This is a genomic window from Wolbachia endosymbiont (group A) of Bombylius major, assembly GCF_947251895.1.
In the GTDB taxonomy this organism is placed as follows: Bacteria; Pseudomonadota; Alphaproteobacteria; order Rickettsiales; family Anaplasmataceae; genus Wolbachia; species Wolbachia pipientis.
Genome location: NZ_OX366395.1, coordinates 1,024,943 through 1,050,571, shown reverse-complemented (window position 1 = coordinate 1,050,571; position 25,629 = coordinate 1,024,943). Strand labels below are relative to the sequence as shown.

General features: G+C 35.9%; 19 protein-coding genes, 2 rRNA genes and 2 pseudogenes. 9 read left to right on the top strand and 14 right to left on the bottom strand.

Annotated elements, in window-relative coordinates; translation table 11 throughout:
• Positions 1–51: 51 nt before the first annotated feature.
• A complete protein-coding gene (locus tag OPR49_RS05015; protein ID WP_265026833.1) occupies positions 52–1,455 on the bottom strand; it encodes an NAD(P)H-dependent flavin oxidoreductase in 1,404 nt (467 codons plus the stop codon).
• Positions 1,456–1,621: 166 nt separating this feature from the next.
• Here OPR49_RS05015 and coaE point away from each other — a divergent pair, with 166 nt between their 5' ends.
• Entirely contained in the window at positions 1,622–2,209 is a 588-nt protein-coding gene (gene coaE / locus OPR49_RS05010) for a dephospho-CoA kinase (protein ID WP_182319052.1), read from the top strand.
• A gap of 85 nt (positions 2,210–2,294) precedes the next feature.
• Here the strand turns inward: coaE and OPR49_RS05005 are convergent, their stop codons facing one another.
• From OPR49_RS05005 to OPR49_RS04980, 6 genes are all read right to left on the bottom strand, one after another.
• Positions 2,295–2,462, bottom strand: coding sequence for a hypothetical protein (locus OPR49_RS05005; protein ID WP_265026832.1), 168 nt, complete (start codon positions 2,460–2,462; stop codon positions 2,295–2,297).
• A 216-nt stretch (positions 2,463–2,678) separates the two neighbouring features.
• Positions 2,679–3,857 (bottom strand): ribonuclease D, encoded by a 1,179-nt coding sequence (locus OPR49_RS05000; RefSeq protein WP_010962422.1) that lies wholly within the window; start codon positions 3,855–3,857, stop codon positions 2,679–2,681.
• Between the two features lie 37 nt (positions 3,858–3,894).
• Positions 3,895–4,029: a hypothetical protein gene (locus OPR49_RS04995; RefSeq protein ID WP_265026831.1), complete on the bottom strand. Its 135-nt coding sequence runs from the start codon at positions 4,027–4,029 to the stop codon at positions 3,895–3,897.
• Between the two features lie 711 nt (positions 4,030–4,740).
• Complete coding sequence (mutS, locus tag OPR49_RS04990) at positions 4,741–7,236, bottom strand: DNA mismatch repair protein MutS (protein ID WP_265027533.1); 2,496 nt, start codon at positions 7,234–7,236, stop codon at positions 4,741–4,743.
• Positions 7,237–7,721: 485 nt separating this feature from the next.
• Positions 7,722–8,540, bottom strand: a complete 819-nt coding sequence (locus OPR49_RS04985) for an ankyrin repeat domain-containing protein (protein WP_265026830.1) — start codon at positions 8,538–8,540, stop codon at positions 7,722–7,724.
• 185 nt (positions 8,541–8,725) lie between these two features.
• Positions 8,726–8,908, bottom strand: a complete 183-nt coding sequence (locus tag OPR49_RS04980) for a hypothetical protein (RefSeq protein WP_006279522.1) — start codon at positions 8,906–8,908, stop codon at positions 8,726–8,728.
• 397 nt (positions 8,909–9,305) lie between these two features.
• On the opposite strand from OPR49_RS04980, the gene OPR49_RS04975 reads away from it, so the two are divergent.
• Positions 9,306–10,019, top strand: coding sequence for a TerC family protein (locus OPR49_RS04975; RefSeq protein ID WP_265026829.1), 714 nt, complete (start codon positions 9,306–9,308; stop codon positions 10,017–10,019).
• 175 nt (positions 10,020–10,194) lie between these two features.
• Here the strand turns inward: OPR49_RS04975 and guaA are convergent, their stop codons facing one another.
• The 3 genes from guaA to OPR49_RS04960 form a co-directional block, all read right to left on the bottom strand.
• Positions 10,195–11,757, bottom strand: a complete 1,563-nt coding sequence (gene guaA, locus OPR49_RS04970; RefSeq protein ID WP_265026828.1) for a glutamine-hydrolyzing GMP synthase — start codon at positions 11,755–11,757, stop codon at positions 10,195–10,197.
• A 900-nt stretch (positions 11,758–12,657) separates the two neighbouring features.
• Positions 12,658–14,442: a ribonucleoside-diphosphate reductase subunit alpha gene (locus OPR49_RS04965; protein ID WP_265026827.1), complete on the bottom strand. Its 1,785-nt coding sequence runs from the start codon at positions 14,440–14,442 to the stop codon at positions 12,658–12,660.
• A 58-nt stretch (positions 14,443–14,500) separates the two neighbouring features.
• Positions 14,501–15,577: a methyltransferase domain-containing protein gene (locus tag OPR49_RS04960; protein ID WP_265026826.1), complete on the bottom strand. Its 1,077-nt coding sequence runs from the start codon at positions 15,575–15,577 to the stop codon at positions 14,501–14,503.
• Between the two features lie 335 nt (positions 15,578–15,912).
• Here OPR49_RS04960 and OPR49_RS04955 point away from each other — a divergent pair.
• Together OPR49_RS04955 and rrf are read left to right on the top strand one after the other, a co-directional pair.
• Positions 15,913–18,678 (top strand): 23S ribosomal RNA (locus OPR49_RS04955).
• A gap of 66 nt (positions 18,679–18,744) precedes the next feature.
• Positions 18,745–18,851: ribosomal RNA gene (rrf, locus tag OPR49_RS04950) — 5S ribosomal RNA — on the top strand.
• A 16-nt stretch (positions 18,852–18,867) separates the two neighbouring features.
• Here rrf and OPR49_RS04945 read toward each other — a convergent pair.
• The 3 genes and pseudogenes from OPR49_RS04945 to rpmH form a co-directional block, all read right to left on the bottom strand.
• Positions 18,868–19,092: a hypothetical protein gene (locus tag OPR49_RS04945; RefSeq protein WP_265026825.1), complete on the bottom strand. Its 225-nt coding sequence runs from the start codon at positions 19,090–19,092 to the stop codon at positions 18,868–18,870.
• A gap of 90 nt (positions 19,093–19,182) precedes the next feature.
• A pseudogene (rnpA, locus tag OPR49_RS04940) lies at positions 19,183–19,458 on the bottom strand (ribonuclease P protein component); the annotation flags it as partial.
• Between the two features lie 67 nt (positions 19,459–19,525).
• Positions 19,526–19,660, bottom strand: coding sequence for a 50S ribosomal protein L34 (gene rpmH / locus OPR49_RS04935; RefSeq protein ID WP_253301990.1), 135 nt, complete (start codon positions 19,658–19,660; stop codon positions 19,526–19,528).
• 107 nt (positions 19,661–19,767) lie between these two features.
• Here rpmH and pstC point away from each other — a divergent pair, with 107 nt between their 5' ends.
• The 5 genes from pstC (at position 19,768) to OPR49_RS04910 (ending at position 24,536) form a co-directional block, all read left to right on the top strand.
• The gene (pstC, locus tag OPR49_RS04930) at positions 19,768–20,856 is read left to right on the top strand and encodes a phosphate ABC transporter permease subunit PstC (protein WP_265026824.1); all 1,089 of its coding nucleotides are present in this window, start codon (positions 19,768–19,770) and stop codon (positions 20,854–20,856) included.
• A 101-nt stretch (positions 20,857–20,957) separates the two neighbouring features.
• Positions 20,958–22,385, top strand: a complete 1,428-nt coding sequence (gene atpD, locus OPR49_RS04925; protein WP_265027532.1) for a F0F1 ATP synthase subunit beta — start codon at positions 20,958–20,960, stop codon at positions 22,383–22,385.
• A gap of 12 nt (positions 22,386–22,397) precedes the next feature.
• Entirely contained in the window at positions 22,398–22,742 is a 345-nt protein-coding gene (locus tag OPR49_RS04920; RefSeq protein ID WP_065095371.1) for a F0F1 ATP synthase subunit epsilon, read from the top strand.
• Between the two features lie 387 nt (positions 22,743–23,129).
• Complete coding sequence (locus tag OPR49_RS04915; RefSeq protein WP_265026823.1) at positions 23,130–24,293, top strand: ankyrin repeat domain-containing protein; 1,164 nt, start codon at positions 23,130–23,132, stop codon at positions 24,291–24,293.
• 15 nt (positions 24,294–24,308) lie between these two features.
• Entirely contained in the window at positions 24,309–24,536 is a 228-nt protein-coding gene (locus tag OPR49_RS04910) for an ankyrin repeat domain-containing protein (RefSeq protein ID WP_265026822.1), read from the top strand.
• A 108-nt stretch (positions 24,537–24,644) separates the two neighbouring features.
• On the opposite strand, the pseudogene OPR49_RS07770 reads toward OPR49_RS04910, so the two are convergent.
• A pseudogene (locus OPR49_RS07770) lies at positions 24,645–25,625 on the bottom strand (IS3 family transposase).
• Positions 25,626–25,629 lie beyond the last annotated feature (4 nt).

Below are 25,629 nucleotides of genomic sequence, written 5' to 3'. Positions count from 1 at the left end.
ATCTTGTCTTTTACATAAAGTGAAAAATGGACTTTTCAGGCCACTGCTGACTCAATACCCAGTCAATATCCTTTCCACCAGTTCTTTTACTGCCAGTACGTAGCCATTCTCATAAAATGGATCTTGCTTAAATTTGTACACATTGTGCCCGGAAAACATGAGTTCGTTCTCAATATCACCATCGTGTATAACGTTTTGCAGTGTTTTTTGTATGCAAAAACTACGCGGATCTGGCTTTCGTCCTGTTGAATGGTCACCATGATCTTTCCAATTGCTAAACAAACAATGACTTAAGCATCCCATACAATTGATTTGATCTTGTCTTATCTCTGCAAACCTGCCTGGCGTCACAAAAATAACAGTTGTATCTGGAGTTTTCATTGCTTCTGTATACCCTGCTTTAGTCCATGTATTTGCCAGTTCTTTGTCTTTTGCAGTAAGGTAGATCTTTCTACCTCTGCTACCCATTGCAAATTCATTATTAAATTCTTCGCTAGCATTTTCTGAAAACTTTATTTGACGTGAATTCCGTTCCTGCAACTCACGTATGAAGTTATTTTTTACTGCAGATGAGTAAAACCCTGTTGGACTGAATTTATTTAAAAATACATCACCTTCTTCTAAAGTGAGTAGCTTCTTTTTCCACTCTGCAGAAATTGGGCTTTCTTTCGTCAAAAGTGGACGAGTGCCAAACTGAAAAGCTATTGGTCCAATTTGCAGATTGTCAAACCAATGTTCCCAATCTTTCAAATGCCACACTCCTCCTGCCATAACAATTGGTGTTTCTGAAAGACCGATCTCGTTCATGAAAGATCTAAGCTCTGCAACTCTTTCAAATGGAGCCTGTGGTAGCTCTGGGTCTTCACTGTTACTCAGTCCATTGTGCCCTCCAGCAAGCCATGGATCTTCATACACTACTCCACCAAGCAAATAGGAAGATATTCTTTGGTAAGCACGCTTCCATAATGCTTTAAAAGCACGCACCGATGAGATAATAGGGTAATAATAAACCTGATATTTAGCTGCAATTTCTCCAAGCCTATAAGGCATACCAGCACCGCAGGTAATACCATGAATCAAACCTTTCGCTCCTTCTAATATGCCATGAAGCACGCGTTCTGCTGCTCCCATCTCCCAAAGTACATTCATGTGTATTCTTCCATGACCTTTTGATATTTCATTTGCTATTCTTGCCTGACTAATTCCAGCTTCAATACTATACTCAATCAATTCACTATGCTTTTCATTTCTTGTTTTGCCTTTATAAATTAGTGGCACTAACTCGCCATTATCATCAATAAGCTTAGCATTTGCACCAGAAAATGTACCCACAGCATCTGCTGCAGCAAATGCTCCGCTTGATCTTCCATCACTAACTGCAATGCCTTTGCCGCCCTCGATGATTGGCCACACTTCCTTTCCTGAAATTACTATCTTTTTTATCTTATTTTTCAAAACTTCCTCGCAATCTTTCACTCTATTTTACTTAATTACTAAAAAAATGATAGCTGTTTATTTTTTCTTGTATCATCAGAGCCTCTGCATAGCCAAATTTGGGTTTTTAGTAGACACAGCAGCTACTGTAAATATAGTTTCAAAAGAAGTTAATGCATTTTGCTATATGATTATAGGTCTAACAGGCGGAATTGGGGTAGGAAAGAGCTTTGTAACTAATTGCTTTCAAGAGTTTGGTGCTGCTGTGTTTGATGCTGATTCTGTTGTACACCAACTTTATAGAGTGGATAAAAGCATAATAAGTTATGTAGAAAAAAATTTTCCTGGAGTGGTAGTAAATGGTGAAATAGATAGAACAGTACTGTCTAAATATTTCTTAGCCTATGATGAAAATTGGAAACAATTTCAATCTTTGGTTCACTCTGCTGTGCTGCGTGAATTAGAATTTTTTATTGCTAAGGAAAAAAAGATCGATAGAAAGCTTTTAGTTTTAGATGTGCCGCTTCTATTAGAGACAAAATTCTATTTATATTGCAACCTTATTGTTTTCGTCCATGCAGATAGCGTTGTGCAAGCTCAAAGACTCAACGAACGCAACATAGATAAAGAAAAGCTAAATTTAATCTTCAATGTTCAGTTATCTATTGAGGAGAAAAGGAAGATGAGTGACTTTATTATCGATACCAGTGTAAGCAAAGAGTATGTTTTTTCTCAAGTAAAAAAAATAGTGGATTCATTAAACCTAAACACGTAGCTTTACGTCATACCGTCACTTGGCCGCTAACAAGCAGCGGGATGACGGTTGTCAGGGTGTCATCCTAAGTTGACACTGGTTCACTCTATAATGGTGTCATCCCAGTCTGGGATCCAGGAAAGTTTGCTTGTAAACTAGCACGGAAAGTGGTTACAACGCTTTCGATGAGATTATATGGAAAACTGGATTCCAGTGTCAAGCACTGGAATGACATCCTTTTTTGGTCCTCTAAGTAGCCTCCTTCTCCTGTCATCCAAGTAGTCCCCTATGGTGTCATCCCAGTGCCCAGACACTGGGATCTAGCTTTTTGGTAATTTTATCGAAAATGTTTGCTCGTTTACAATCAATTTTCCTGGATCGAAGTAGTCAAGGCACTGGGATGACACCCTACTTAACCGTCATACCGCCGCGGTATCTCTTAGCCACTAACACGTAGCGGGATGACGATTGTCGATAAATCTAAGTTACTTTAGCAACAGTTATTCTCCACTAAATTACTCTGAATTTTGGTTATATTATTTGCGGATTTCACTGCTGAAATCTCAAATTTTGAGCTTGTGTTCAAAAATGATTCAACTGACCTGCCAAAAAAATCATATCTCCATCCCTTGAATAATTTATCTGTCTGTCCAGATATTGACCCGGTTAACTCATCTTTTGAAGAAACTAATTTCCTTGATATGTTACTTTCTTTACATTTACTATCTAAAATAATTGAGAGTATATCAAGTACAGATTTGTCATAATTACTCGATAAGGTGTTGTTTTGCTGCATCCAATTTCTCTCATTTTCATTAAAAATATTCACAAACTCTAGTAAATCCGCATCTTTTATATTTTTTGTATTCCTCTTGAGATCATCTAAAATCTCATCAACATGCTCTACATTTTTTTCAATAAAATCAGCTATTACAGCATTATTGATTATTTTATTACGGTTCATATTATAGCGCTGTGCTAAGGTTTCTTGCCACTCACTAACTGCTTTAACAGTTAGTATCAATCTTGGATTTACTTCATAATTAAATTTAATCCTCTTCCATGCATCTTTTGGGCTATGTAAATACTTATTTATATCAACTATTGATTCCATCTCTTCTTGAAACCAACCCATCCTATTATTTTCTTCAAGTTTATTGCACAATATTTGGTATAGGTCATATAGGTGTACCACGTCGTTTACTGCATAATCTAACTGATCTTCGGACAACGGACGCCTTAACCAATCTGAATTTTTAGCTTTAATTTTATCCAGTGCTATTCCTTGATATTGCTCCACTACTTTTGAGTAACCAATAAAGTCATGATAATAATGACAAAACATAGCAGCAACTTGGGTATCAAAAATGGGAGTGGGAATACATTTAAACACAGTGAGTAAGGATTCTATATCCTGCCGGCAGCTATGAAACACTTTGGTTATCCCCTGATTTAGCATTATTTTCTTAATGAATGATAAATCAATTTCTGGCACTAATGCGTCTACAATAAAACTCTTCTCTCCGTAAGAAATTTGAATTAACGATAATTTTGGGTAGTAGATTAAATTATTTCTAATGAACTCCGTGTCAACTGCTATAAATTTCGGCTTTTTTGCTATTAACTCTTCACATGTATTCTCCAGTTCTGATGTTGTACTAATTAGCATATATTTTTTATTCAGTGGATTTATTTTATAATTTATATTAAATTTTTGCAATTAATGACTTATTGTAGGACTTTCTATCACTCATTGGCATCACACAAATAGCCTTTTCCATCCCAATCCCAGTGCTTCCTTCTCCTGTCATCCCAGTGCCCTGACTACTTGGATCTAGCAAGCTTTGCTTGCAAATAAGTCTAATACGCGTCGCGTTTTATGCCAAAACACAATTGGAGTTACATGCAAAATAGATCCCAGACTGGGATGACAAAAAAAGGAGCACTGGGATGACAGCAGTCCTACGTCATACCGCCGCGGTATCTCTAGATCCCGCTAACAAGTAGCGGGATGACGATTGTCGTTTAGCTATAAATATTAAGAAATTTACCAAATAAAAAAAAAGGCAAAAGAAGCCCTGGGGTTATTATCCGCTTTAAAATATTGGCGTTTTTTATGTTTTAAACGCTTGACAAGCAAGATTAAGCTGCTTTTAATTGCAACTAACTTACGCTGCAAATGTTTAAGAAGTTTACTAAGCAGAAAAAAAGACAAAGAATCCCCGAATTAGCTAGTCCTTTACTATCTCTGTCGAGTATTGGCATTTTTTGATGTCTTGTAACGCTTTATAAGCGCGTTCAGCTTATTTAGATAAAAATCTAGATGTAGATGAAGTTTTGTAAAGACATACAGTATCTATATACTGCAAAAAATTGAACATAAGACGCCGATACATTAAGTAATCCTTACCTTTTAATCTGCAGATTGGCGAAAGCAAATACAATAGCTTCACTATCATGATAAGGGCGCTGGCGAAGGGTGTCAAGTAAGTTTTTCGTTTCTATAGCTACTACCACGATTGTATAGGTAATTCTTCACTTATAATAATGATTCAAGCCTTCAGCTCCTCAAACACTTCACTTGCTCTATTTAAAACAGAATCAGGAAAACCAGCAAGTTTTGCTACATGTATTCCATATGACTCATCTGCAATGCCTTCAATTACTTCATGTAGAAAAATAACCTCTCCGTTCCACTCTCTTATTTTTACACAAAAACATTTCACGTTCTTCAAGTATTTGCTTACTTTAGTTAATTCATGATAATGAGTTGCAAAAATGGCGCGGCACTTATTTACATTGTGAATATGTTCAATCACCGCCTGTGCAATAGATAATCCATCATACACCCCTGTGCCCCTACCAATTTCATCAAGTATCACCAAGGAACGGTCTGTTGCCTGATTTACTATCGTTGCTGTTTCGATCATCTCTACCATGAAGGTAGAATAACCAGCCGTTATATTATCCGTTGCGCCAACCCTGCTGAATATCTTGTCAATCACTCCAATATGCGCACTTTCTGCTGGCACAAATGACCCCATGTGAGCTAAAATTGCAATGAGAGCGTTTTGTCTCAAGAAAGTGCTTTTTCCAGCCATATTAGGACCAGTAATTAGATGTATACCAGCTAAATTGATGCTATTTGCAATGAATTTATCGTTAACCTCAACCACTGGATGTCTTCCTCCACAGATATTGAACTCTTTACTGTCATCGATAGTGGGTTTTACATAATTATTTTGCACTGCAAGCTCTGCAAACGCGGTTCTAATATCAAGTTTTGCCAAAGCATTTGCAACAAGAGCAATTTTTTCAGATTCTTTAGCGACTTCACTACACAGTTCACTAAAAATTTTCATTTCTAAGCCGATTGCAGCATCACGTGCCGTAAGAATTTTATTTTCTAGTTCTTTCAATTCATTAGTAGTGTAGCGCATGCTATTTGCTAAGCTTTGCCTATGAATAAATATATCCGAAGTTATTTTGTGATTTGCCGACACTTCAACGTAATAACCAAGTATGTTGTTGTGTAATATTTTGAGTGCGGCAATGCCAGTTAGGTCGCGATAAGATTCACGGAGTTTGGTTATTAGTTTATTACTATTATTTAATATGTAGGATAACTCAGATAATTCTGAGTTGTATTTTGAGTGAATAAATCCTCCTTCTTTCACGGAACTGAGGTTATTATCGAGTATAGCACTATTTAACAGTTCAAATAGGTCTTTATGATTGCCAAGGCTTTTATGTATTGTGCTTAGTTCACTCTCGTCTGATTTTACTGTCATTCCAGCGCGTGACGCTGGCTGGATCTCAGTTTGGATGACATATTGTTGTGGGAGAGATCCATTTTCACCTGATTCAATTTTACATAAGAACTCAGACAATTCTAAAGTCTTTCCTAGGCCTATTTTCAATAGGTTCATATCCTTTGGTGAACCACGCCCTAGTATTAAGCGCGATAAAGACCTCTCAATATCCGGAATGTTAGATAATATCTCTCGTATTTTTTTGCGTGAATCATGATTATTTACAAAAAATTGAGCGGTGCTGAGCCTTAGGTTAATTGCCTTAGAACAAGCAAGTGGTGAAGCGAGCATTTGTTTGAGCAGGCGTCCACCAGAGGCTGTAACTGTGTGATCAATAAGTGAAATTAGTGAACCTTTCTTTTCACCAAATTGAGTTGAAAACAACTCAAGATTTCTCCTTGCTGAAGCATCAATAAGCATGAAATTTTGTTGCTTATAGGTTTTTGGGAATTCAAGCCTTGGAATAGAGCCCCTTTGTGTTACTCTGACATATTCAAGTAGTGCACCGCACGCCATGATTTCTACTTTGCTGAAATTTCCTATACTCCCAAGTTCCCTGATTTTATAAAACTCGCATAACGTTCTGTGAGATTTACTATACTCAAAAAAACTCTGGGCGTGTTGTGTAATTGATATTTTATAATTTTTTAAAATCGATCTAATTTTTTCGTCCTCAGTGAATTTTTCAGAAATTAATAATTCTCTTGGTGATATACGCAATAAATCACTATCTAGAGCTTTCAAACTCGTTAAAGTGTGAAAAAATTTTCCCGTCGATAATTCAAGCCAACTAATAGCATATTCGTCATTTTGTTCAACTATGGACGCGAGATAATTATTGCTTTTATCCTCCAGTAGCGAATCTTCTATAATTGTACCTGGAGTTACAACTCGCACTACATCACGTTTTACTATGGATTTATAGCCCCTCTTTTTTGCTTCATCAGCAGTTTCTAATTGGTCACAGATTGCTACTTTGAATCCTAAATCTATTAGCTTGTGTAGGTAAGATTCACTACTGTGTGCTGGCACTCCACACATTGGTATTTCTTGCCCATTGGAATTGCCTCTCTTGGTTAGCACTATATTCAGCAATTTCGCAGCTTTAATAGCATCATCGAAAAACAACTCATAAAAATCTCCTAGCCTATAAAATAGCAGATGATCCTTGTATTGAGCTTTCAGGTTCAAATACTGCTCCATCACAGGGGTGTTTTTTTCTTTTACGAAGCTCATAATATTTTTTAATATATTGTATTGATAAACGTTATTATAGATTATATTGCACATGTGAATAACATAAATTTTAAATAGGTGTATAGAGGGGAAAATTTAAAACAATTAAATTTCTTGGATCCAAGTAGTCAGGACACTTGGATGACATAAAGAGTAGGAGTATTTGATGACAAAAAAGCAAAAACACAGTTGTTATTCCAGCGCGTGAAGCTGGAATCCAGCTTCTATGCAACCTCATCAAAAACATTCATTTAGTGTAAGATCAGCTACTTTCCATGCTAGTTTGCTTGTTCACAAGCAAACTTTTCTGGATCCCAGTGTCAAGCACTGGGATGACATCATAGGGGCGCTGGGATGACACCCTCCTTGTGTGTATTATAGCTAAAGTGACTTACGACAATTTGAAAAACGACACATTCGTCATTCCGCTACTAGTTAGCAGAATCTATACCGCGAATGAATCGCGGTATGACGTGTTGCTTGGGTCAGCTATATGTAAGTTGTGGCCCTTCTTTATTATTTTTATTAGCGGCAGTTGTATCATCAACAGATATTTCAGAGCTAACAGTGCTAATAGTTTTTTCTATCGCTTTAGCCTGTTCATAGTCTTGACTCAAAAAATACATGGCCAGCCCAACAGCTATACTAGCAACAAGAACAGATGCTATCATTACACCTAGTATCATACCACCAGAAAGACTTACTGCAACATACACACCAGCTCCAAGTACAACACCAAGAAAACCACCAATCATTATGCCAGGCACCACACTGCCTATCATAGCACTTTCTTTTTTCGCACTAGCTTGTTCTTTCATACTTTTAATAAGCACTTTTTTTGTTTCTCCTTGAGCTAAATCTAAAGGAACTTTATTATCCGCGTTTTGTATCAAAGGATTTGCACTATATGTAACAAGAAGGGTGGTTATTTCTTCAGTTTTATTACCTATAACTGCATGATGTAGTAATGTATTTCCCTCTTCATCTTTAAAGTTTATATGAGTACGAAATTCTTCATCTAGATTTCTTATTGGGTTGTTTTTTGCATATATCCCAGATTGTATTGCTCTATCTAAGCATTGTATCACTTGTTCTAGTGATTGCTCGCCAGGATTTTGTATAAAATGAAGCAGAATTTCGTGTACTATCGCTTCCTTTGTAGTTTGTAGGCATCGTAAAGCATAATTAAATGTCTGTGTAGTGATAACGTCTTCTTTTCTTTTTTTAAGAACAACCCTTAAATCTTCAATCGCCTTTTCACCATCTTTTATTCCAAGAATTATTGAATCTAAATTATTTATCATGCTATCCTCCTTGGTTTGATTGCATTACTCATTAATGAATAATATAATAAATCCTGCTAAAAGTCAAGCAATTAATTAATAAGTTAATATAATCCTCCAAAAGGAGCTCCTTACTTTTTGTTCAGCATGTCCATTGGATCAGACTCTTTAAGCTTGCTGTTTGCTGAATTTATTCATCACAATAGCTACAATGTGCTATCGAAGTTCTCTGTAATCTTAGTTGGTTCTTCTAGAATATTCAAAATATCAGTTGCACAATAAACCCGATCTCTCTTTCCTTGAGAAGTTTGTGAAACGATGCCTAAATCTTCAAGCTTTACGATTGCTCTTTGGGCTGTTGTAAATACGACACCTAAGTTTTCAACCACTTTCCTTATAGTAAAGTAAGGGTTTAAAGACTATTAACTAAATCATTGTCCCATTCAAATTTTGGTGGCAAGGGGCTTGATATAAATGCCTGGTAACCAGCGAATACTTTGCCTGATGGTGATCCTTTAATATACATTCATTCAACCTAGCACACTATTTTTATAGTATATATTATTTTCAAATAAAGTCAAAAATGAAAATAAGGCTTTATCTTATTTGCGTGCATGAAAATAAGAAACTCTCTTATTATTGATTTTGCTCAAAAACGAAAATAGAAGAAGCTGCTGAACTTTATATATCCTGTTTTTCTGGAGAACTGCTATAAAACTTCTGAGTGAAGTCACTTAATTTTTACACATCTATTGTAGAGTAAGAAGAACCGAATTTGAAACAAAAATGCTAACTGATGCTTGGACTTTACTGACACTTACACTACTTGAAACTATACTTAGTGTAGACAATTTAATCTTTATTTCTCTAGCAATAGATAAGGTACCAAATGTGCTGAGAGAAAGAGTGCGCCTTATGGGCCTTGGATTAGCGCTATTAATGCGTTTTGTAATACTATTTTTTACATCATCTATATTGTCAATGCAAAAACCTATATTTCACACTGCATCAGCAAGGGATTCACTTATGATCGCAGGGGGATTATTCCTTATTGTTAAAAGCTCTATGGAGTTACGGGATGACATCTTTGTATGTAAGAAAAATAAAAAGAAAGCAAACGTTAAATCAAAATTTTTTTTAGTTGTGCTACAAATTATATTAATAGATTTAGTTTTTTCGGTTGATTCGATATTAACTGCTATAGCACTAACTTATAACATGGTAATAATTGCTACAGCATTTACATTTTCCATGCTAGCAATGCTGTTTTTATCAAGTTATACCGCCCAGTTAATCAAATCTAACCCAGGGTTAAAAATAATCGCCATTTTATTTATTTTACTTGTCGGGGTGTACCTCATACTTCATGGATTTCATATAGAATTACCAAAAGGATATTTGTATTCTTCATTTATGTTTGCACTGCTTGTGGAAGTTATGAGCAAAATAAAGAAAATTAACCGTCATACCGCGATTCATTCGCGGTATCTCAGCCGCTAACAAGCAGCGGGATGACAGCAGTCCTACGTCATACTGCTGCGGATAGATCCCGCTAACACGTAGCGGGATGACGAGGTTATCGTCATGTTGCCGCGAACCGTCATACCGCGATTCATTCGCGGTATCTCGGCAATAAATCCCGCTAACAAGTAGCAGGATGACTAGACTTTTTAATTTACTCCCACTCAATAGTTGCAGGTGGTTTAGAAGTGATATCATAAACAACTCTATTTACTCCGGGAACATTATTAACAATTATACTGCCAACATTCTGTAAAAAATCCCAAAATACTAGCAAGTGTTGATCCTTATTTTCAAATGGAAATGCATCAGCTGTCATACCATCAGATGATGTTACAGCCCTTAAAGCACAAACATATCCGTATGTACGACCATCTCCCATGACGCCTACAGTTTTTATTGGTAATAATACAGCAAAAGCTTGCCATATCTTATCGTATAGATCATAATTTTTCATCGTATTAATATATATTTCATCTACTTCTTGCAGTATTCGCACCTTTTCTTCATCGACTTCACTTATAATCCTCACTGCAAGTCCGGGTCCAGGAAATGGATGTTGAAATATTATCTCATCTGAAAGCCCAATTTCCTTTCCAAGTAGCCTTACCTCATCTTTAAAGAGGTAACGTAAAGGCTCCACTAGCTTCAGATTCATCTTTTCTGGCAACCCACCAACATTATGGTGAGACTTAATTGTACTAGTGTTGTCTGAGGCATGCCCTGACTCAACTACATCAGAGTAGATGGTACCTTGCATCAAAAAATCCACATCACCTATTTTTTTTGCTTCTTCTTCAAACACTTCAATGAAAGCGTTACCGATAATTTTTCGCTTTTCTTCTGGATCAGTTATTCCCTTCAACCTACTCAAAAATAAATTTGATTTATCAACATAGTTTATCGGAATCTCTTTTAACATAGCAATGGTCTGGTTCTTGCGTAACAACCCAGTATCGATAAAAATACAGTTCAATTGTTTTCCTATAGCTTTATGTGTGAGAGCCGCTGCAACACTTGAATCAACCCCACCACTTACTGCAGCGATTACTTTTTTCTCTCCTACTACATTTTTGATTTCTTCCTTCTGTTTTTCAATAAACGATTTCATTGTCCAGTCTCTTTCGCAATTTGCAATATCCAAGAAGTTAGAGAGCAATTTACTGCCATTTGTTGTGGGCCTCACTTCAGGATGGAATTGAGTACAGTAAATCTTCCGCTGTTCGTTGACAATTATTGCAATTGTTTGATTTATCACACCTGATGCGATAACAGTAAATCCCTGTGGTATAGTATCAACACTGTCTGCATGATTCATTAATACATCCACTTCAGAATTAACATCCCAGGTATCCTTTATAATAGGGGATTCTTTTAGTATCTTGATTTTAGTTCTGCCAAACTCCTGTTTGAAACTCTCTTTTACTTTTGCTCCAAAATAATGACAAATGAGTTGCTGTCCATAGCATATTCCAAGTATAGGAACGTTTGTTGCCTCATTAAGTTTTATAATTTCATGTACTACTCTACTTGTTTCAGAACAATCATCATTTACAGATTGTGGTCCTCCAGAGAGAATAAACCCATTGAATTTTGATATTGTTTCAAAACTGATGTTGCTTGGAAATATCTCACAATAAACACCCATTCCTCTTACTTGTCTTGCGATAAGCTGTGTAAACTGTGAACCAAAATCAATAATGGCAATTGCTGACAATTTGCTCCTCCATATTATTTAAAATGATATCTGATAATAAAGAAAATAATGGAGTAAGTAAACCAAGACCTGTTTAAAAGCTTTAACGCGTGGTACAAGTTAGCTATATAGCTAATTTTCCTACACCATACCACCGCGGCGCTAACTAGTAGCGGAATGACAGCAATCTACGTCATACCGCCGCAGTATCTCAGCCGCTAACAAGTAGCGGGATGACGGTTGTCAGGCTAGCTGTCATCCCAGTGCTTGACACTGGGATCCAGGAAAGTTTGCTTGTGAGCAAGCAAATTAGCATAGAAAAACGTTTTCGATGAGATTGCAGAAAGGCTGGATTCCAGCGTCACGCGCTGGAATGACACCTTCCGTATAAATATTAAAAAATTTACCAAATAAAAAAAAGGCAAAAGAAACCCTAGTCATTGTCTATTTTTAGTATTGGCGTTTTTTAAGTCTTAAACGCTGCAATTTAGCTGCTTTTTAATGCAACTCACCTTAGTTTAAATGTTTAAGAAATTTACTAAGCAGGAAAAAAGGCAAAAAAACCCCGTGTTAGCTAGTTGTCACTCTCTAATCCTGCAAATCGGCGTACTATACTGTCTTAAACGACTTATAAGCGCGTTTCAGCTTATATAGGTAAAAACCTAAAAATGTTGTGAAGACGTAAGGTGTGCATAGTGCAAAAAATTAAAAATAAGACGCCAACTACGTAATACTGTTGTCGTTTAATCTGCACAGATTGAAGATAAATGAATACCTTCATTATCATGATAAGGGGGCTGGCGAAGCTTGTCAAGGAAGTTTTTTCGTTTCTATTCCCAATAAAAGTGCGTTATATGGTTATGCAAGAAGTCTATTTACCCATTTGCTTAACTTTCTCTCTACTTTTTCTGAGTAAGGCCGCTATTGGCATGACAGACATTCATCGTAGTCAATATCTGTTTTTTGTTGCAATATTTCACTTTTTTTGAATATGTCATGCGAGACCTTATCGGCTCTCTGCATTGATTGTGATCTGCAGTAATATAAGCTCTTCAATCCTTTTTTCCAAGCAAGCATGTGTATTTTGTGCAAGTAACGTTTATGTACGTTAGCAGGTAAGAACAGATTTACTGATTGAGACTGGCAAATACACGAAGTTCTATCACTTGCATGTTCTATAATCCATCTTTGGTCAAGCTCGTACGCTGTTTTAAATGTCAATTTTTCATGCTCACTAAGAAAATCTAAATGCTGAACGGAACCCTCGTTTGTTGAAATTGAAGACCATATTTTATCATTGTCTTGATTTTTTTCTGCTAATAGTTTTTGCAAGAATTTATTTCGCACTACAAATGAGCCTGTAAGTGTCTTTTGTATGAATACGTTTGCTGCGTATGGTTCTATTCCAGGGGAGGTATTACCTGCAATAATGGAGATCGAGGCAGTAGGAGCAATAGCGAGTTTGTGTGCAAACCTTTCCATTAGATCAACTTCTTTGGCATCAGGACATGCTCCCTTTTCTTCTGCTAATTTTTTAGAAACTATATCTGCTTGCTCGCGTAAATACTTAAATATTTTTTTATTCCATTGTTGTGCTGTTACTGATTCAAAAGGAACCATTTTGCTTTGTAAAAATGAATGAAAGCCCATCACACCAAGACCAATACTGCGTTCTCTGGCTGCAGAATATTTTGCTCGCTGCATTTCATTCGGTGCTTTATTTATGAAATCTTCCAATACATTATCAAGAAAGCGCATTATATCTTCTATGAAGAGTTTATTGTCTTTCCATTCTTCGTAGTACTCAAGGTTTACGGATGATAGACAACACACAGCAGTGCGTGACTTATTCAGGTGATCATAACCTGTGGTTAAAGTTATTTCACTGCATAGATTTGACATCTTGATGTCTAAGTTGAGCTTTTTGTAAGATTCTGGCTTATTGTTATTTGTTGCATCAAGGAAAATAATGTAAGGTTCTCCAGTTTCAACTCTTGCTGTTAATATTTTGATCCATATATCCCGCGCTTTTACAGTTGAAATAACCTTATTGTTGTGAGGGCTTATTAAATTCCATTCTTGATCATTCTCAACAGCCTGCATAAATTTATCTGTTACTATTACAGCATGATGTATATTTAACGCTTTGCGATTTGGGTCACCGCCTGTTGGCTTACGCAAATCCAGAAACTCTTCTATCTCCGGATGAGATACAGGAAGATAGACTGCTGAACTTCCTCGCCTTAAGGATCCCTGACTAATTGCAAGCGTTAGAGCATTTTGCACTACAATAAATGGAACAATTCCTGATGTTTTGCCGCTACCCTTTACGCTTTCGCCTATTGAGCGTAAATTTCCCCAATAACTACCTATTCCACCACCACGTGCAGCAAGCCAAACATTTTCATTCCATAGATCAACTATTCCCTGCAAGCTGTCTTCGGTTTCATTAAGAAAGCAAGAGATAGGTAACCCTCTCTTAGTGCCACCATTGCTGAGTATTGGTGTTGAAGGCATGAACCACAAGTTGCTCATGTAGTCATAAAGACGCTGCGCATGTTCTTTATTATCAGAATAGTAATTAGCAATACGTGCAAAGAGGTCTTGATAACTTTCATTTTCTATTAAATACCTGTCTGATAGAACTGCTTTTCCAAAGTCGGTTAATTTGCTGTCCTTTGCGTAATCAATAGTAATGTTATTCATAAAATTCCTTTTATCCTTTTATTATATATAGATACTTAAAAGCCACTTTGAGTAATTTTTAAGTTAGGTTTTTCGGACTTTCTTGTTGATGCTGTAATGCAAACAAGATACCGTCAACCTGACTGCCATATATTTTACAGTAACTCATATAACTTATTTGCATATTTATCTCTTTTGCAACATGTTGAACATAACTTTCTGAGTGACGAAAATAGTCTCCTTTGTTTACAAAGTCAATACCTTCACCTTCCTTTCTTCTTATTAAACATACAATAACTCCTTTTTTGCTCGTAGATCTTTTTGCTAATTCCAATTCTTCTTGAAAGTCATGTAGATAATGTAGCACTTCAGGAAAGATAATTACATCATACTGCTGGTTTTTCTCTTGTTTAAGAAACTCTTTCATTTCCATATGTATTAATTCATTGTAAACAGGCTTACCTTTTATAAAGCATCCTCTTGCGATATTTAGCATTCTACTTGAAATGTCAATTCCTGTTATATGGTTTCCAATACTATTTATTTTCAAGAAATGACCACATATTCCAGTTCCACAACCAAGGTCAAGTATATTGAGCTCAGAAGTGGAGTTGTTGAAGATTTTTGTAATTATCATGTGTACAAGTTCATGCCCTCTATATTGTTTGGCAATCAACCAATGCTCAACAAAATATTCACCTGTGTAATCAAAATATTGTCTTATGAGGTTTTTTGGCAATTCTGTAATAGGCGCTGAGTTTGTCATTTTTTTTATATAGTAAGACGCCTCCTCGTGGTGATTATCTAATTTTAGTGTCTTTGTTAAATAATTATAAGCTTTATTAGTATTCCCTACCGCAAAATGACACCTTCCGATGTTATACCAGACTATAGGTAAATGGGGGTAAAATATGCTAATTAACCAAAATCGTAACTTTGCATCTGATATGTTACCTTTATAAAAGTGATATAAACCGATTTCAATGTTGGTATTTAACAGGTTCTTAGATTTTTTAAGAAGCACTGTCATTTCTTTATGAAGAGTATTATATTTATTCACAATGAAGTGTTTTACTTTCTTAATATTTAATACGCCAATGAGCTTAGACATACAATTTAAAGCAACGTTTTTTATAAAAGAGAGATTACTTTTCATACGTTAGAAATACTCCGAATGTTTATTATCATTTTTATGCAATTGATTTTAACACATTTTATCTTACAAAATATCTTTTTTATTAATTTTTACTGTATATATAAGTTTACCACATATTTCTCAGATTATACTGTTTAGGATTGCTAGTATATTGTTGTTGATAATATAAGTAAATGTTTTGTGCAAAAAGGCGTTGACATATTATTTATTAGGTTATAATATATAAAAGATTAATTTAGTTTTTAGATGTTTGACAAGTTTTATGGTAGAGATTAATTTAATCTCAATTCAATTTTAATAATATTTAACTCTGCATATTCTGCATATAGTCGGATAAATAAATTATTAAGAGCACTTGATGGATGCCTTGGCGTTAAGAGGCGATGAAGGACGTGGCAGGCTGCGATAAGCTGTGGGGAATTGTCAACAAATTTTGATCCGCAGATTTCCGAATGGGGAAACCCAACTAGTTTAGCTAGTTATTACGTACTAAGTATGTAAAGCAAACTTGGTGAACTGAAATATCTAAGTAGCCAAAGGAAAAGAAATCAACCGAGATTCTGTTAGTAGTGACGAGCGAAAGCGGAAAAGGCTAGTGATTTAAGAATAAGAATTAGAATACTCTGGAAATAGTAACCATAGAAGGTGATAGTCCTGTATAAGTAGAAAGTTTTTAAATCCTTGAGTAGAGCGGGGCACGTGAAATCCTGTTTGAATATGGGGGGACCATCCTCCAAGCCTAAATACTCCTTAACGACCGATAGTGAACAAGTACCGTGAGGGAAAGGTGAAAAGAACCCCGGGAGGGGAGTGAAATAGAATCTGAAATCAAGTGCTTACAAACAGTTGGAGCTCTATATCAATTTATTGATATTTAGAGTGACAGCGTACCTTTTGCATAATGGGTCAGCGAGTTAATCTATGAAGCAAGCTTAAGCCGTTAGGTGTAGGCGTAGCGAAAGCAAGTCTGAATAGGGCGTTTTAGTTTTATGGATTAGACCCGAAACCAAGTGATCTAGTCATGACCAGATTGAAGGTGTGGTAAAACACACTGGAGGATCGAACCAGTTAATGTTGCAACATTATTGGATGAGTTGTGATTAGGGGTGAAAGGCCAATCAAACTTGGAAATAGCTGGTTCTCCGCGAAATCTATTTAGGTAGAGCGTTGTATGTATGTTGTTGGGGGTAGAGCACTGGATAGACTAGGGTGATTCACCGTCTTACCAAATCTAACTAAACTCCGAATACCAACAATTAATTATACAGCAGGCACACTACGGGTGCTAAGTCCGTGGTGGAAAGGGAAACAACCCAGATCACTATCTAAGGTCCCAAAATTACAGCTAAGTGGGGAAGGAAGTAGAAAAACCATTACAGCTAGGAGGTTGGCTTGGAAGCAGCCATCCTTTAAAGAAAGCGTAACAGCTCACTTGTCTAAATAAGTTTTTCTGCGCCGAAAATGTACCGGGGCTAAAGCTGTATACCGAAGATGTGAGTGCTTATTGATTTCGATCAATAGGCGCGGTAGCGGAGCGTTCCGTAAGTCTGTGAAGGTGGTTTGTGAAAACTGCTGGAGATATCGGAAGTGAGAATGCTGACATAAGTAGCGTAAAAGAGTGTGAAAAACACTCTCACCAAAAATCTAAGGGTTCCTACGTTAAGTTAATCTGCGTAGGGTTAGTCGGTTCCTAAGGCGAGTCCGTAAAGGAGTAGTCGATGGCAATTAGGTTAATATTCCTAAACCTCTTAAGTGTGACGGGTTTCGTATTTGTATAGATCTTATTGGATTGATCTATGCTTAAAAGAAGCTCCAGGAAATAGCACTTATATTTATGAGGCCGTACCGCAAACCGACACTGGTGGATGAGTAGAGTATACTAAGGTGTTGAAAGAATGATGTTGAAGGAACTCGGCAAATTATACCTGTAACTTCGGAAGAAGGGTAACCTGCTTTTAGGCAACTATGAGTAGGTGGCACAAAATAGGGAGTAGCGACTGTTTACTAAAAACACAGGACTCTGCAAACACGTAAGTGGAAGTATAGGGTCTGACGCCTGCCCGGTGCTGGAAGGTTAATAGGAAGGGTGCAAGCTCCGAATTGAAGCCCCAGTAAACGGCGGCCGTAACACTGACGGTCCTAAGGTAGCGAAATTCCTTGTCGGGTAAGTTCCGACCCGCACGAATGGCGTAACGATTTCTCCACTGTCTCCAACATCACTTCAGCGAAATTGAATTCCCCGTGCAGATGCGGGGTACCCGCGGTTAGACGAAGAGACCCCGTGCACCTTTACTATAGCTTTACATTGCTATTAAAAGTGTGATGTGCAGGATAGGTGGGAGACTTTGAAGTTATGGCGCTAGCTATAATGGAGTCAACCTTGAGATACCACCCTTTACACTTTTGATATCTAACTATGTTTCATTATCTGGAACTAGGACATTGTATGGTGGGTAGTTTGACTGGGGCGGTCGCCTCCTAAAAAGTAACGGAGGCGTGCGAAGGTAAGCTAGAGCTGGTCGGAAATCAGCTTGATAGTATAATGGCATAAGCTTGCCTGACTGCGAGGCTGACAGGCCAAGCAGAGACGAAAGTCGGTCATAGTGATCCGGTGATTCTGTATGGAAGGGTCATCGCTCAACGGATAAAAGGTACGCCGGGGATAACAGGCTGATGGTGTTCGAGCGTTCATAGCGACGACACCGTTTGGCACCTCGATGTCGACTCATCACATCCTGGGGCTGAAGAAGGTCCCAAGGGTTCGGCTGTTCGCCGATTAAAGTGATACGTGAGTTGGGTTTAGAACGTCGTGAGACAGTTCGGTTTCTATCTGCCGTGGGTGAAGGAAATTTGAGAAGGTCTGACTCTAGTACGAGAGGACCGAGATGGATATACCTCTGGTGTACCAGCTGTTATGCCAATAGCATCGCTGGGTGGCTATGTATAGATGGGATAATTGCTGAAAGCATATAAGCAAGAAACCCTCTTCAAAAAGATTTCCCAATTAAGGCCGTGGAAGACTACCACGTTGATAGGCTAGGTGTAGAAGCATGGTAACATGTGAAGCTAACTAGTACTAATAGCCTGATTGATTTATTTGCTTTCTATATGTGTGTATGCAGTGTTAAATATTAAGTTAAAATTGTTAAGTTAGAAATTTTTATTGACTTGGTGGCTATAGCAAAAATGAACCACCCGATCTCATCTCGAACTCGGAAGTGAAACTTTTTAGCGCTGATGGTACTTGAAAAGGGAGAGTAGGTCGCCGCCAAGTTTATAAAAATTTCTTTTTACCGCCTTTTAATAATTCTTTTATTACGAGAAGTCGCTTCTATGTTCAAATCTAATAATTGTGGTCTAGGCTTATTCTTATTTTGCTCTAAGTATTGACTTTGCTCAAATGCTAATTCCCATTGTGTACGATAACTAGATTCTTTATATTCATAAAAATCTTCTTTAACATTATTTGTATTTATATTGAGATTTTTATCTTGTGCTTTTCTACTCTCTACCATTAAACACCCACACCCATTAATTTATTTTAAAAATTTTACTTATGTTATCATAAAAAATATAGTTGTAAATACCTTAATTGAGATTTTTTCTTATTTTATCTTTTTTAAGCAAATAGTTAGATCTTTTTGTAAGTTTTTATAACTTGCTTGCATAATGTTTCTATGAGTTAGTATTATGTAGTAGTGCCCTATATTACTTATATTTAAAATGCTAATTTTAGCAAGCATTCGTAGTTGCCTTTTTATTTTATTTCTTTTTGCTGCTTTTCCGGCTTTTTTACTGATAGCCAGACCTACTCTAATAGTATGAATGTACTTTTCAGGTTCTCTTTCTTTTATAGCGTACAGTGATATATAAAGCCCACGATAAAAAAGACTGTTGAGTGCTAACTTATTTTTGAAAGCAGAAGAAAAATCTTTTTTTTTATACTTACTATGCGCATAATTTGTTACACCCTAATGAACGGCGCTTATTAAGGATTTTTCTTCCAGCTCTTGTTGCCATACGTGAACGAAATCCGTGTCTGCGCTTTCTTATCAAATTTTTTGGTTGAAATGTTCTCTTCATTGTTTTTATATTAATATAATTATTTATTTTAAATTGTTTTACTTTATTGTCAAATAATGGTGAACTTGTATGACATTTTCGTAGAATAAAATTTGATGCATGGAAGAATGAATTCGGTGATAGTCATACCTGTCTTACTAATCCTTTTATTTTGTTTTAGTAGGTTTCAAGAAGTAAATAAGGTTAAATCTTATCTATATCTTAGTTGTGTATGGATGCTAACTTGGTTGTTAGTATTCTATAATAATTGTTTTGTAACTTTTATTTCTATAGCGTTACTTTTTTTCATGCTTGCTTTTATCTTTAAAAATAAAAGAAATAAGATAATAAAACTTTCGTTATTTGTGGCTTTGGCCATATCATTTTTTATCACTTTATTTATAATGCTGTCTATTTTTATTCAATCCATTAGTTTTTTTAATAAAGTAGCTATTTCAGAATTCTTGTTTTGCTTGAAATGGGGCCACAATGTAGTCACTATCAATGAAGAGAAGATAGGATGTTTTGGTATAGCGCCGCTTTTAGTTGGTACATTACTTATAACTATTATAGCAATGTTAGTTGTCGTTCCGCTTGGTTTATTTTCTGCAATATATATTAGTGAATATGCGAGTGAGAAAGTGCGTTATATTGTTAATACAACTTTGCAAGTTTTGTCTGCTATTCCTACGGTTGTATATGGATATTTCGCGGTTGTGTTTTTGTCTGTCTTTATAAAGCAGGTAGCAAATTTTTTTGGTTTAAGTATACACTCAGAAAGTGCCTTAGTTGCCGGTTTATCGATTGGGATAATGATTCTTCCTTTTATTATTTCTTTACTCGAAGATGCCATAAGATCTGTTCCAAAAAGCTTGCGTTATGGCTTCATGGCACTTGGCGCAACTCCAGCGGAAACTATATGGCATATAACAATACCTTATGCAATGCCTACAATTTTAAGTGCAATTTTATTGTCAATTTCAAGAGTGATAGGTGAAACAATGATTGTGCTAATGGCTGTAGGAATCAACGCAAATTTGACTTTTAACCCTCTTAATTCAGTTACTACCATTACCGTGCAGATCGCTACATTACTTACCGGAGATCAGGATTTCAATAGTGTACAAACTCTTGCTGCTTATGCGCTTAGTTTAGTATTGTTTATTATTACTTGGCTATTAAATGCATTTGCATTGTTTGTAATGAAGCGTAACTAGTAAGCGTTTTAATGTTGCAAAATTTCTGTTAATAATATAAAATTTATTTTCTTTAGAAGTTCTTTTATGGAATTATAGTGTTAGGTGATAAAAAGAAAGAGATGAATATAGGTAGAGCGATTAAGGTAACTCAAGCAGTTGTTGATATAAAATTTGAAGGTGAATTGCCTAAAATATTTAATGCTTTAAAAAGCAAACTAAAATATAAGGATAAGGAGCTGGTTTTAGAAGTTTCGCAGCATATAGGTGAAAATATAGTTCGTTGTATTGCTATGGATAGCACAGATGGCATGTCAAGGGGGGATGAATTTGTTGATACAGGTGCACCAATATCGGTGCCAATTGGGCGTTCAACTTTAGGAAGGATTTTTAATGTTGTTGGAGAGCTTATAGATGAGTGTGGTCCACTGAAGGGAAAATATAACTTAGAGCCTATACACAGAGCACCTCCAAGTTTTACTGAACAGAGAATACAGGAAGAAGTTTTAGTTACGGGAATAAAAGTTATAGATCTTCTTGCACCTTATCTTAAAGGAGGAAAAATTGGCTTATTTGGTGGAGCCGGTGTTGGTAAAACAGTCCTAATAATGGAATTAATTAATAATATAGCAAAAGCTCATAAAGGATTTTCTGTGTTTGCCGGGGTAGGGGAGAGAACGCGTGAAGGTAACGATCTTTATCACGAGATGATCACTTCAAATGTAATAAATATAAATGAGCATGAAAAATCTCAAGCTGTTTTGGTTTATGGTCAGATGAATGAGCCTCCTGGAGCAAGGGCTAGAGTTGCTTTAACAGCACTTACTATGGCAGAGTATTTTCGTGACCGTGAAAACCAAGATGTTCTATTTTTTGTGGATAATATCTTTAGATTTACACAAGCTGGTTCTGAAATTTCTGCTTTACTTGGAAGAATACCGTCAGCTGTTGGTTATCAGCCAACCCTTGCAACTGATATGGGTGCAATGCAAGAAAGAATAGCTTCAACAACTTCTGGCTCTATTACTTCTGTGCAAGCTATATATGTTCCTGCGGACGATTTAACTGATCCAGCCCCAGCAACTACGTTCTCTCACCTTGATGCCACCACAGTGTTGTCAAGGCAAATAGCTGAAATGGGAATATACCCTGCTGTTGATCCACTTGATTCAACTTCTCAGTCTTTATCTGCTGAAATCATTGGTGAAGAACATTATAAGGTAGCTTCTGAGGTGAAACGTATATTGCAAACTTATAAATCACTGCAAGATATTATCGCAATACTTGGTATGGATGAGCTATCTGATGAAGATAAAATTATTGTTGATAGGGCTCGTAAGATTCAGAAATTTCTTTCTCAACCTTTTCACGTTGCAGAAATATTTACTGGCATGCCTGGTAAATTTGTTTCACTTTCTGATACTGTTTCCAGTTTTAAAGGGATTGTTGAAGGCAAATATGATCACTTACCAGAGGCTGCTTTTTATATGGTGGGGAATATAGATGAAGCAATAAAAAAGGCTGAATTAATACAAGCTGAAGCTAAATAAAAGTTAAAGATTATGAATACTTTTAAAGTGCAATTTTTCTCTCCTGATGATCAAATTTCATTCAGTGGGGTGGTTTCTCTTTCAGTAACTGGGCTCGAAGGGGAGCTTATGATTTTAGCTCACCATGCTCCTTACTTAATTTATTTATTGCCTGGTATGATTACTGTTAAAATGAGTAACCAAACAGAAAAGAAGGTTGTAATTGATAGTGGCGTATTAGAAGTTGCAAGTAATAATTGTAGCATTATAACAAGTCAAATTCAGGTTTTTGATCGTGCAATTCATGATGAGAAATCGTTTAAAAATAAGAGAATTAGTATATATTTAAGTTATCTTGATGAGAAGTTTCTTTCTTAGTTATTTTAGGCAAAAAGTCAATTATCATTCAAGTGGCTATAAGATTTTTGCTCAGGGGGCTCTTTTTTGTCATCCCAGAAACCCCGGGGTGTCATCCCAGTGTCGGAGTACTTTAGGTGTATGATCCCAGAGTGTGATGGTATGGGACCATACACCTAATCAAATAAAAATTAAAGAAGGAGAGTTGGTTGTAACGGTTGGAGATAACGACTTTGTTTTACCTGGAATTTACGTTGGATAAACTACAAAAAATAACAGGTAAAAATCAACGTAAATTTAAGATAAATCGATTTTATTAGTATTATCAAATCAAAATCTGTTTTTAATTAATCAATAATACTTTTTTACATATTTTCATCCCCTTTCATGGATTTTTTAATTTTATAGATGATATCTAATATTATTAGAAGCATTGTAAAATATCTTATGAGAAAAGTTATAAAATATATTAGCATTATTGGTATTGCATGTTTAGTATTGTTATTTTTTATATCTAATGTGGAAACACGCGTAAAAACACAGGAAGAACAATTATTCCTAGCTGTAGAAGATGGTAATGCACAAGAAGTAAAACTATTACTCAAAAATGGTGCAGACCCAAATCTCTACTACAACCCAAAAGAATATTCAGAGGTAAGGAGAGCTGGCGGGTTATTTCCTCTATGGATTGCTGCAAGGGATAATAAGTTAGAGATAGCAAAACTTCTACTTGAATATAGTGCAAATCCAAATATTCAACATCTCTATAATAGAGATAAGTCTACACCTCTATACATTGCTGCAAATTACGGTTACTTGGAAATAGCTAAGCTGTTGCTTAAAAGTGAAGCAGATCCAAATATTCAAAATTATCTAGGTTATACGCCTATATCCACTGCTGCATTTAATGGTAAAGAAACTCCACTACTTGAACATGGTGTAGATCCAAATAATTTTCAAGATAGTAGCGTTTCTTCTCTATATTCTGCTATCAGAACCAATAAATTAGAAGTAGCCAAACTATTACTTGGGCATGGTGCTGATCCAAAAACTTCAAATGCTCTCGGAGCTATTACGTTTTATGCTCGAGATGATATTATAGAAATAATAAAACTACTATTTAAGCATGGTGTAAATCCAGAGGCCCAATATAAAGGAGTTGCACTTATACATGTTGCTGCAAAGTACGGTTACTTGGAAATAGCAAAATCATTACTTAATCACGGCATAAGCCCTAATGTTAAAAGTGATCAAGGTGCCACACCTATAGCTTTTGCTGCATCTTATAGTCAATTAGAGATGATAAAATTGTTGCTTGAACATAGTGCAGATCCAAATGTTCAAGATAATAATGGGAATACACCTATGCATCATGCTGCGTTTCGTGGTCCCTTGGAAACAGTACAATTGTTAGTTAATCATGGTGCAAATCCAAATATCCAAAATAATAAAGGAGTTAGACCTATATATGAGGCTGCATTCTCTGGCAAATTAGAGACAGTGGAATTATTACTAAAATATAACACAGTTTCAAATAGCTACATCACACCTATTCATAATGCTATAAAGTAGGGAAATAAATTAGAAGTGGTTAAGCTATTGCTTGAATATAACACAAGCCCAAGCCTTAAAGCAAAAGGAATGTGTCTTGCTGCATTTTCAAACGAATTAGCAATATTAAAATTCCTACTAGAACAAGGTGTAAATCCAAGTGGTCAATGTAGTGATGATGGCGCTACCCCTATATCTCTTGCTAAACAGCAAGGCAACTCAGAAATAGCAAAATTCCTGCTTGAATATAGCGCAAACCCTTGATATTACAAAAAGTGACCTTACCCAGAAAAAGTAGAGAGAAAGTTAAGACGTTTTTATCATGAGAATAAATTGTGCAGGAATGCAATAGTTAATAGTAGAATGTCTACGTTATTTGTTATAAAAGATTTCTATGTATTCAAATATGGCAGTTCTGGTTTGTTGAGCGAGAAGTATCAATAAGCAGCTCCCTTTTAAGTGAACTTTTCTGCAACAGAGTTATCGTAACAACAGCCCTTATGGCTCATGCTGGAAATGATGTTTTTTGTATTCAATAGAAATTGGTAATTTTGAGAGGTATACTGTGACCCTTGATCGCTATGTAACAGCAGATTTTTATCGGGTTTGCGTTTATCAACGGCCATCAATAAAGAATCTATAACTAATTATCATGTTACTCATTAACCACCATGCGTGAATATAGGTCAATTATTGCCGCCAACAACCTTCTTTAGTTTTTATGTAGGTAATCCCAAACTTTATTTGGCTGATCAGTAGTAAAATTTTGATCCAATGTGTTCGGAGCCACAACTCGGTTGCTTATTTGCTGTTTTTTATTTTTGAACCTTCGTCTAAGCTTGGCTTTAATGCCATTTTCTTGCATAACACTTTGTACTGTTTTAATTTTTGCCTAAAGCTTTTAATTCAGCGTGAATTTTAGGGGCTCCATATCTGCATTTAGAAGCTTGATGTATTTTTTGAATATCTGCTAGAAGCCCTTCTTTTGCTAATTCTTTACTGCTTTTTTCCTTAGCAACCCATACCACCAGTACAAAACCCTACATAGTTCCTGTGTTTTATAGCAATTTCTATATAAAAGAATACTTTACTCTTTTTCTTTGCCCAGGGCTTTTTTTAAGATGTCTCTTTCTCTTATTAGCTCTTTTTTTAGATCAAATCTTTCTTTGTCATAAGGAGCCTTTGCCTGGAAATGCGTATGCTCCAGACATTTTTCCATCATATTTTCTTACTTAACATACTGCCATCTATACCTAGATCTTTTGCTATTTTTGTACTTGCTTGACCTGTTTCTTTAACCAGCTTAACAGCTTCTAATTTGAATTCTGCTGTATATTCTCTTCTATTTGTCATATTT

Excerpts from the sequence above, each read along its gene's own strand:
- coaE (WP_182319052.1), top strand. The coding sequence starts at position 1,622 with ATGATTATAGGTCTAACAGGCGGAATTGGGGTAGGAAAGAGCTTTGTA.
- OPR49_RS05005 (WP_265026832.1), bottom strand. The coding sequence starts at position 2,462 with ATGACAGGAGAAGGAGGCTACTTAGAGGACCAAAAAAGGATGTCATTC.
- OPR49_RS05000 (WP_010962422.1), bottom strand. The coding sequence starts at position 3,857 with ATGCTAATTAGTACAACATCAGAACTGGAGAATACATGTGAAGAGTTA.
- mutS (WP_265027533.1), bottom strand. The coding sequence starts at position 7,236 with ATGAGCTTCGTAAAAGAAAAAAACACCCCTGTGATGGAGCAGTATTTG.
- OPR49_RS04985 (WP_265026830.1), bottom strand. The coding sequence starts at position 8,540 with ATGATAAATAATTTAGATTCAATAATTCTTGGAATAAAAGATGGTGAA.
- OPR49_RS04975 (WP_265026829.1), top strand. The coding sequence starts at position 9,306 with ATGCTAACTGATGCTTGGACTTTACTGACACTTACACTACTTGAAACT.
- OPR49_RS04965 (WP_265026827.1), bottom strand. The coding sequence starts at position 14,442 with ATGAATAACATTACTATTGATTACGCAAAGGACAGCAAATTAACCGAC.
- OPR49_RS04960 (WP_265026826.1), bottom strand. The coding sequence starts at position 15,577 with ATGAAAAGTAATCTCTCTTTTATAAAAAACGTTGCTTTAAATTGTATG.
- OPR49_RS04945 (WP_265026825.1), bottom strand. The coding sequence starts at position 19,092 with ATGGTAGAGAGTAGAAAAGCACAAGATAAAAATCTCAATATAAATACA.
- rpmH (WP_253301990.1), bottom strand. The coding sequence starts at position 19,660 with ATGAAGAGAACATTTCAACCAAAAAATTTGATAAGAAAGCGCAGACAC.
- pstC (WP_265026824.1), top strand. The coding sequence starts at position 19,768 with ATGAATTCGGTGATAGTCATACCTGTCTTACTAATCCTTTTATTTTGT.
- atpD (WP_265027532.1), top strand. The coding sequence starts at position 20,958 with ATGAATATAGGTAGAGCGATTAAGGTAACTCAAGCAGTTGTTGATATA.
- OPR49_RS04920 (WP_065095371.1), top strand. The coding sequence starts at position 22,398 with ATGAATACTTTTAAAGTGCAATTTTTCTCTCCTGATGATCAAATTTCA.
- OPR49_RS04915 (WP_265026823.1), top strand. The coding sequence starts at position 23,130 with ATGATATCTAATATTATTAGAAGCATTGTAAAATATCTTATGAGAAAA.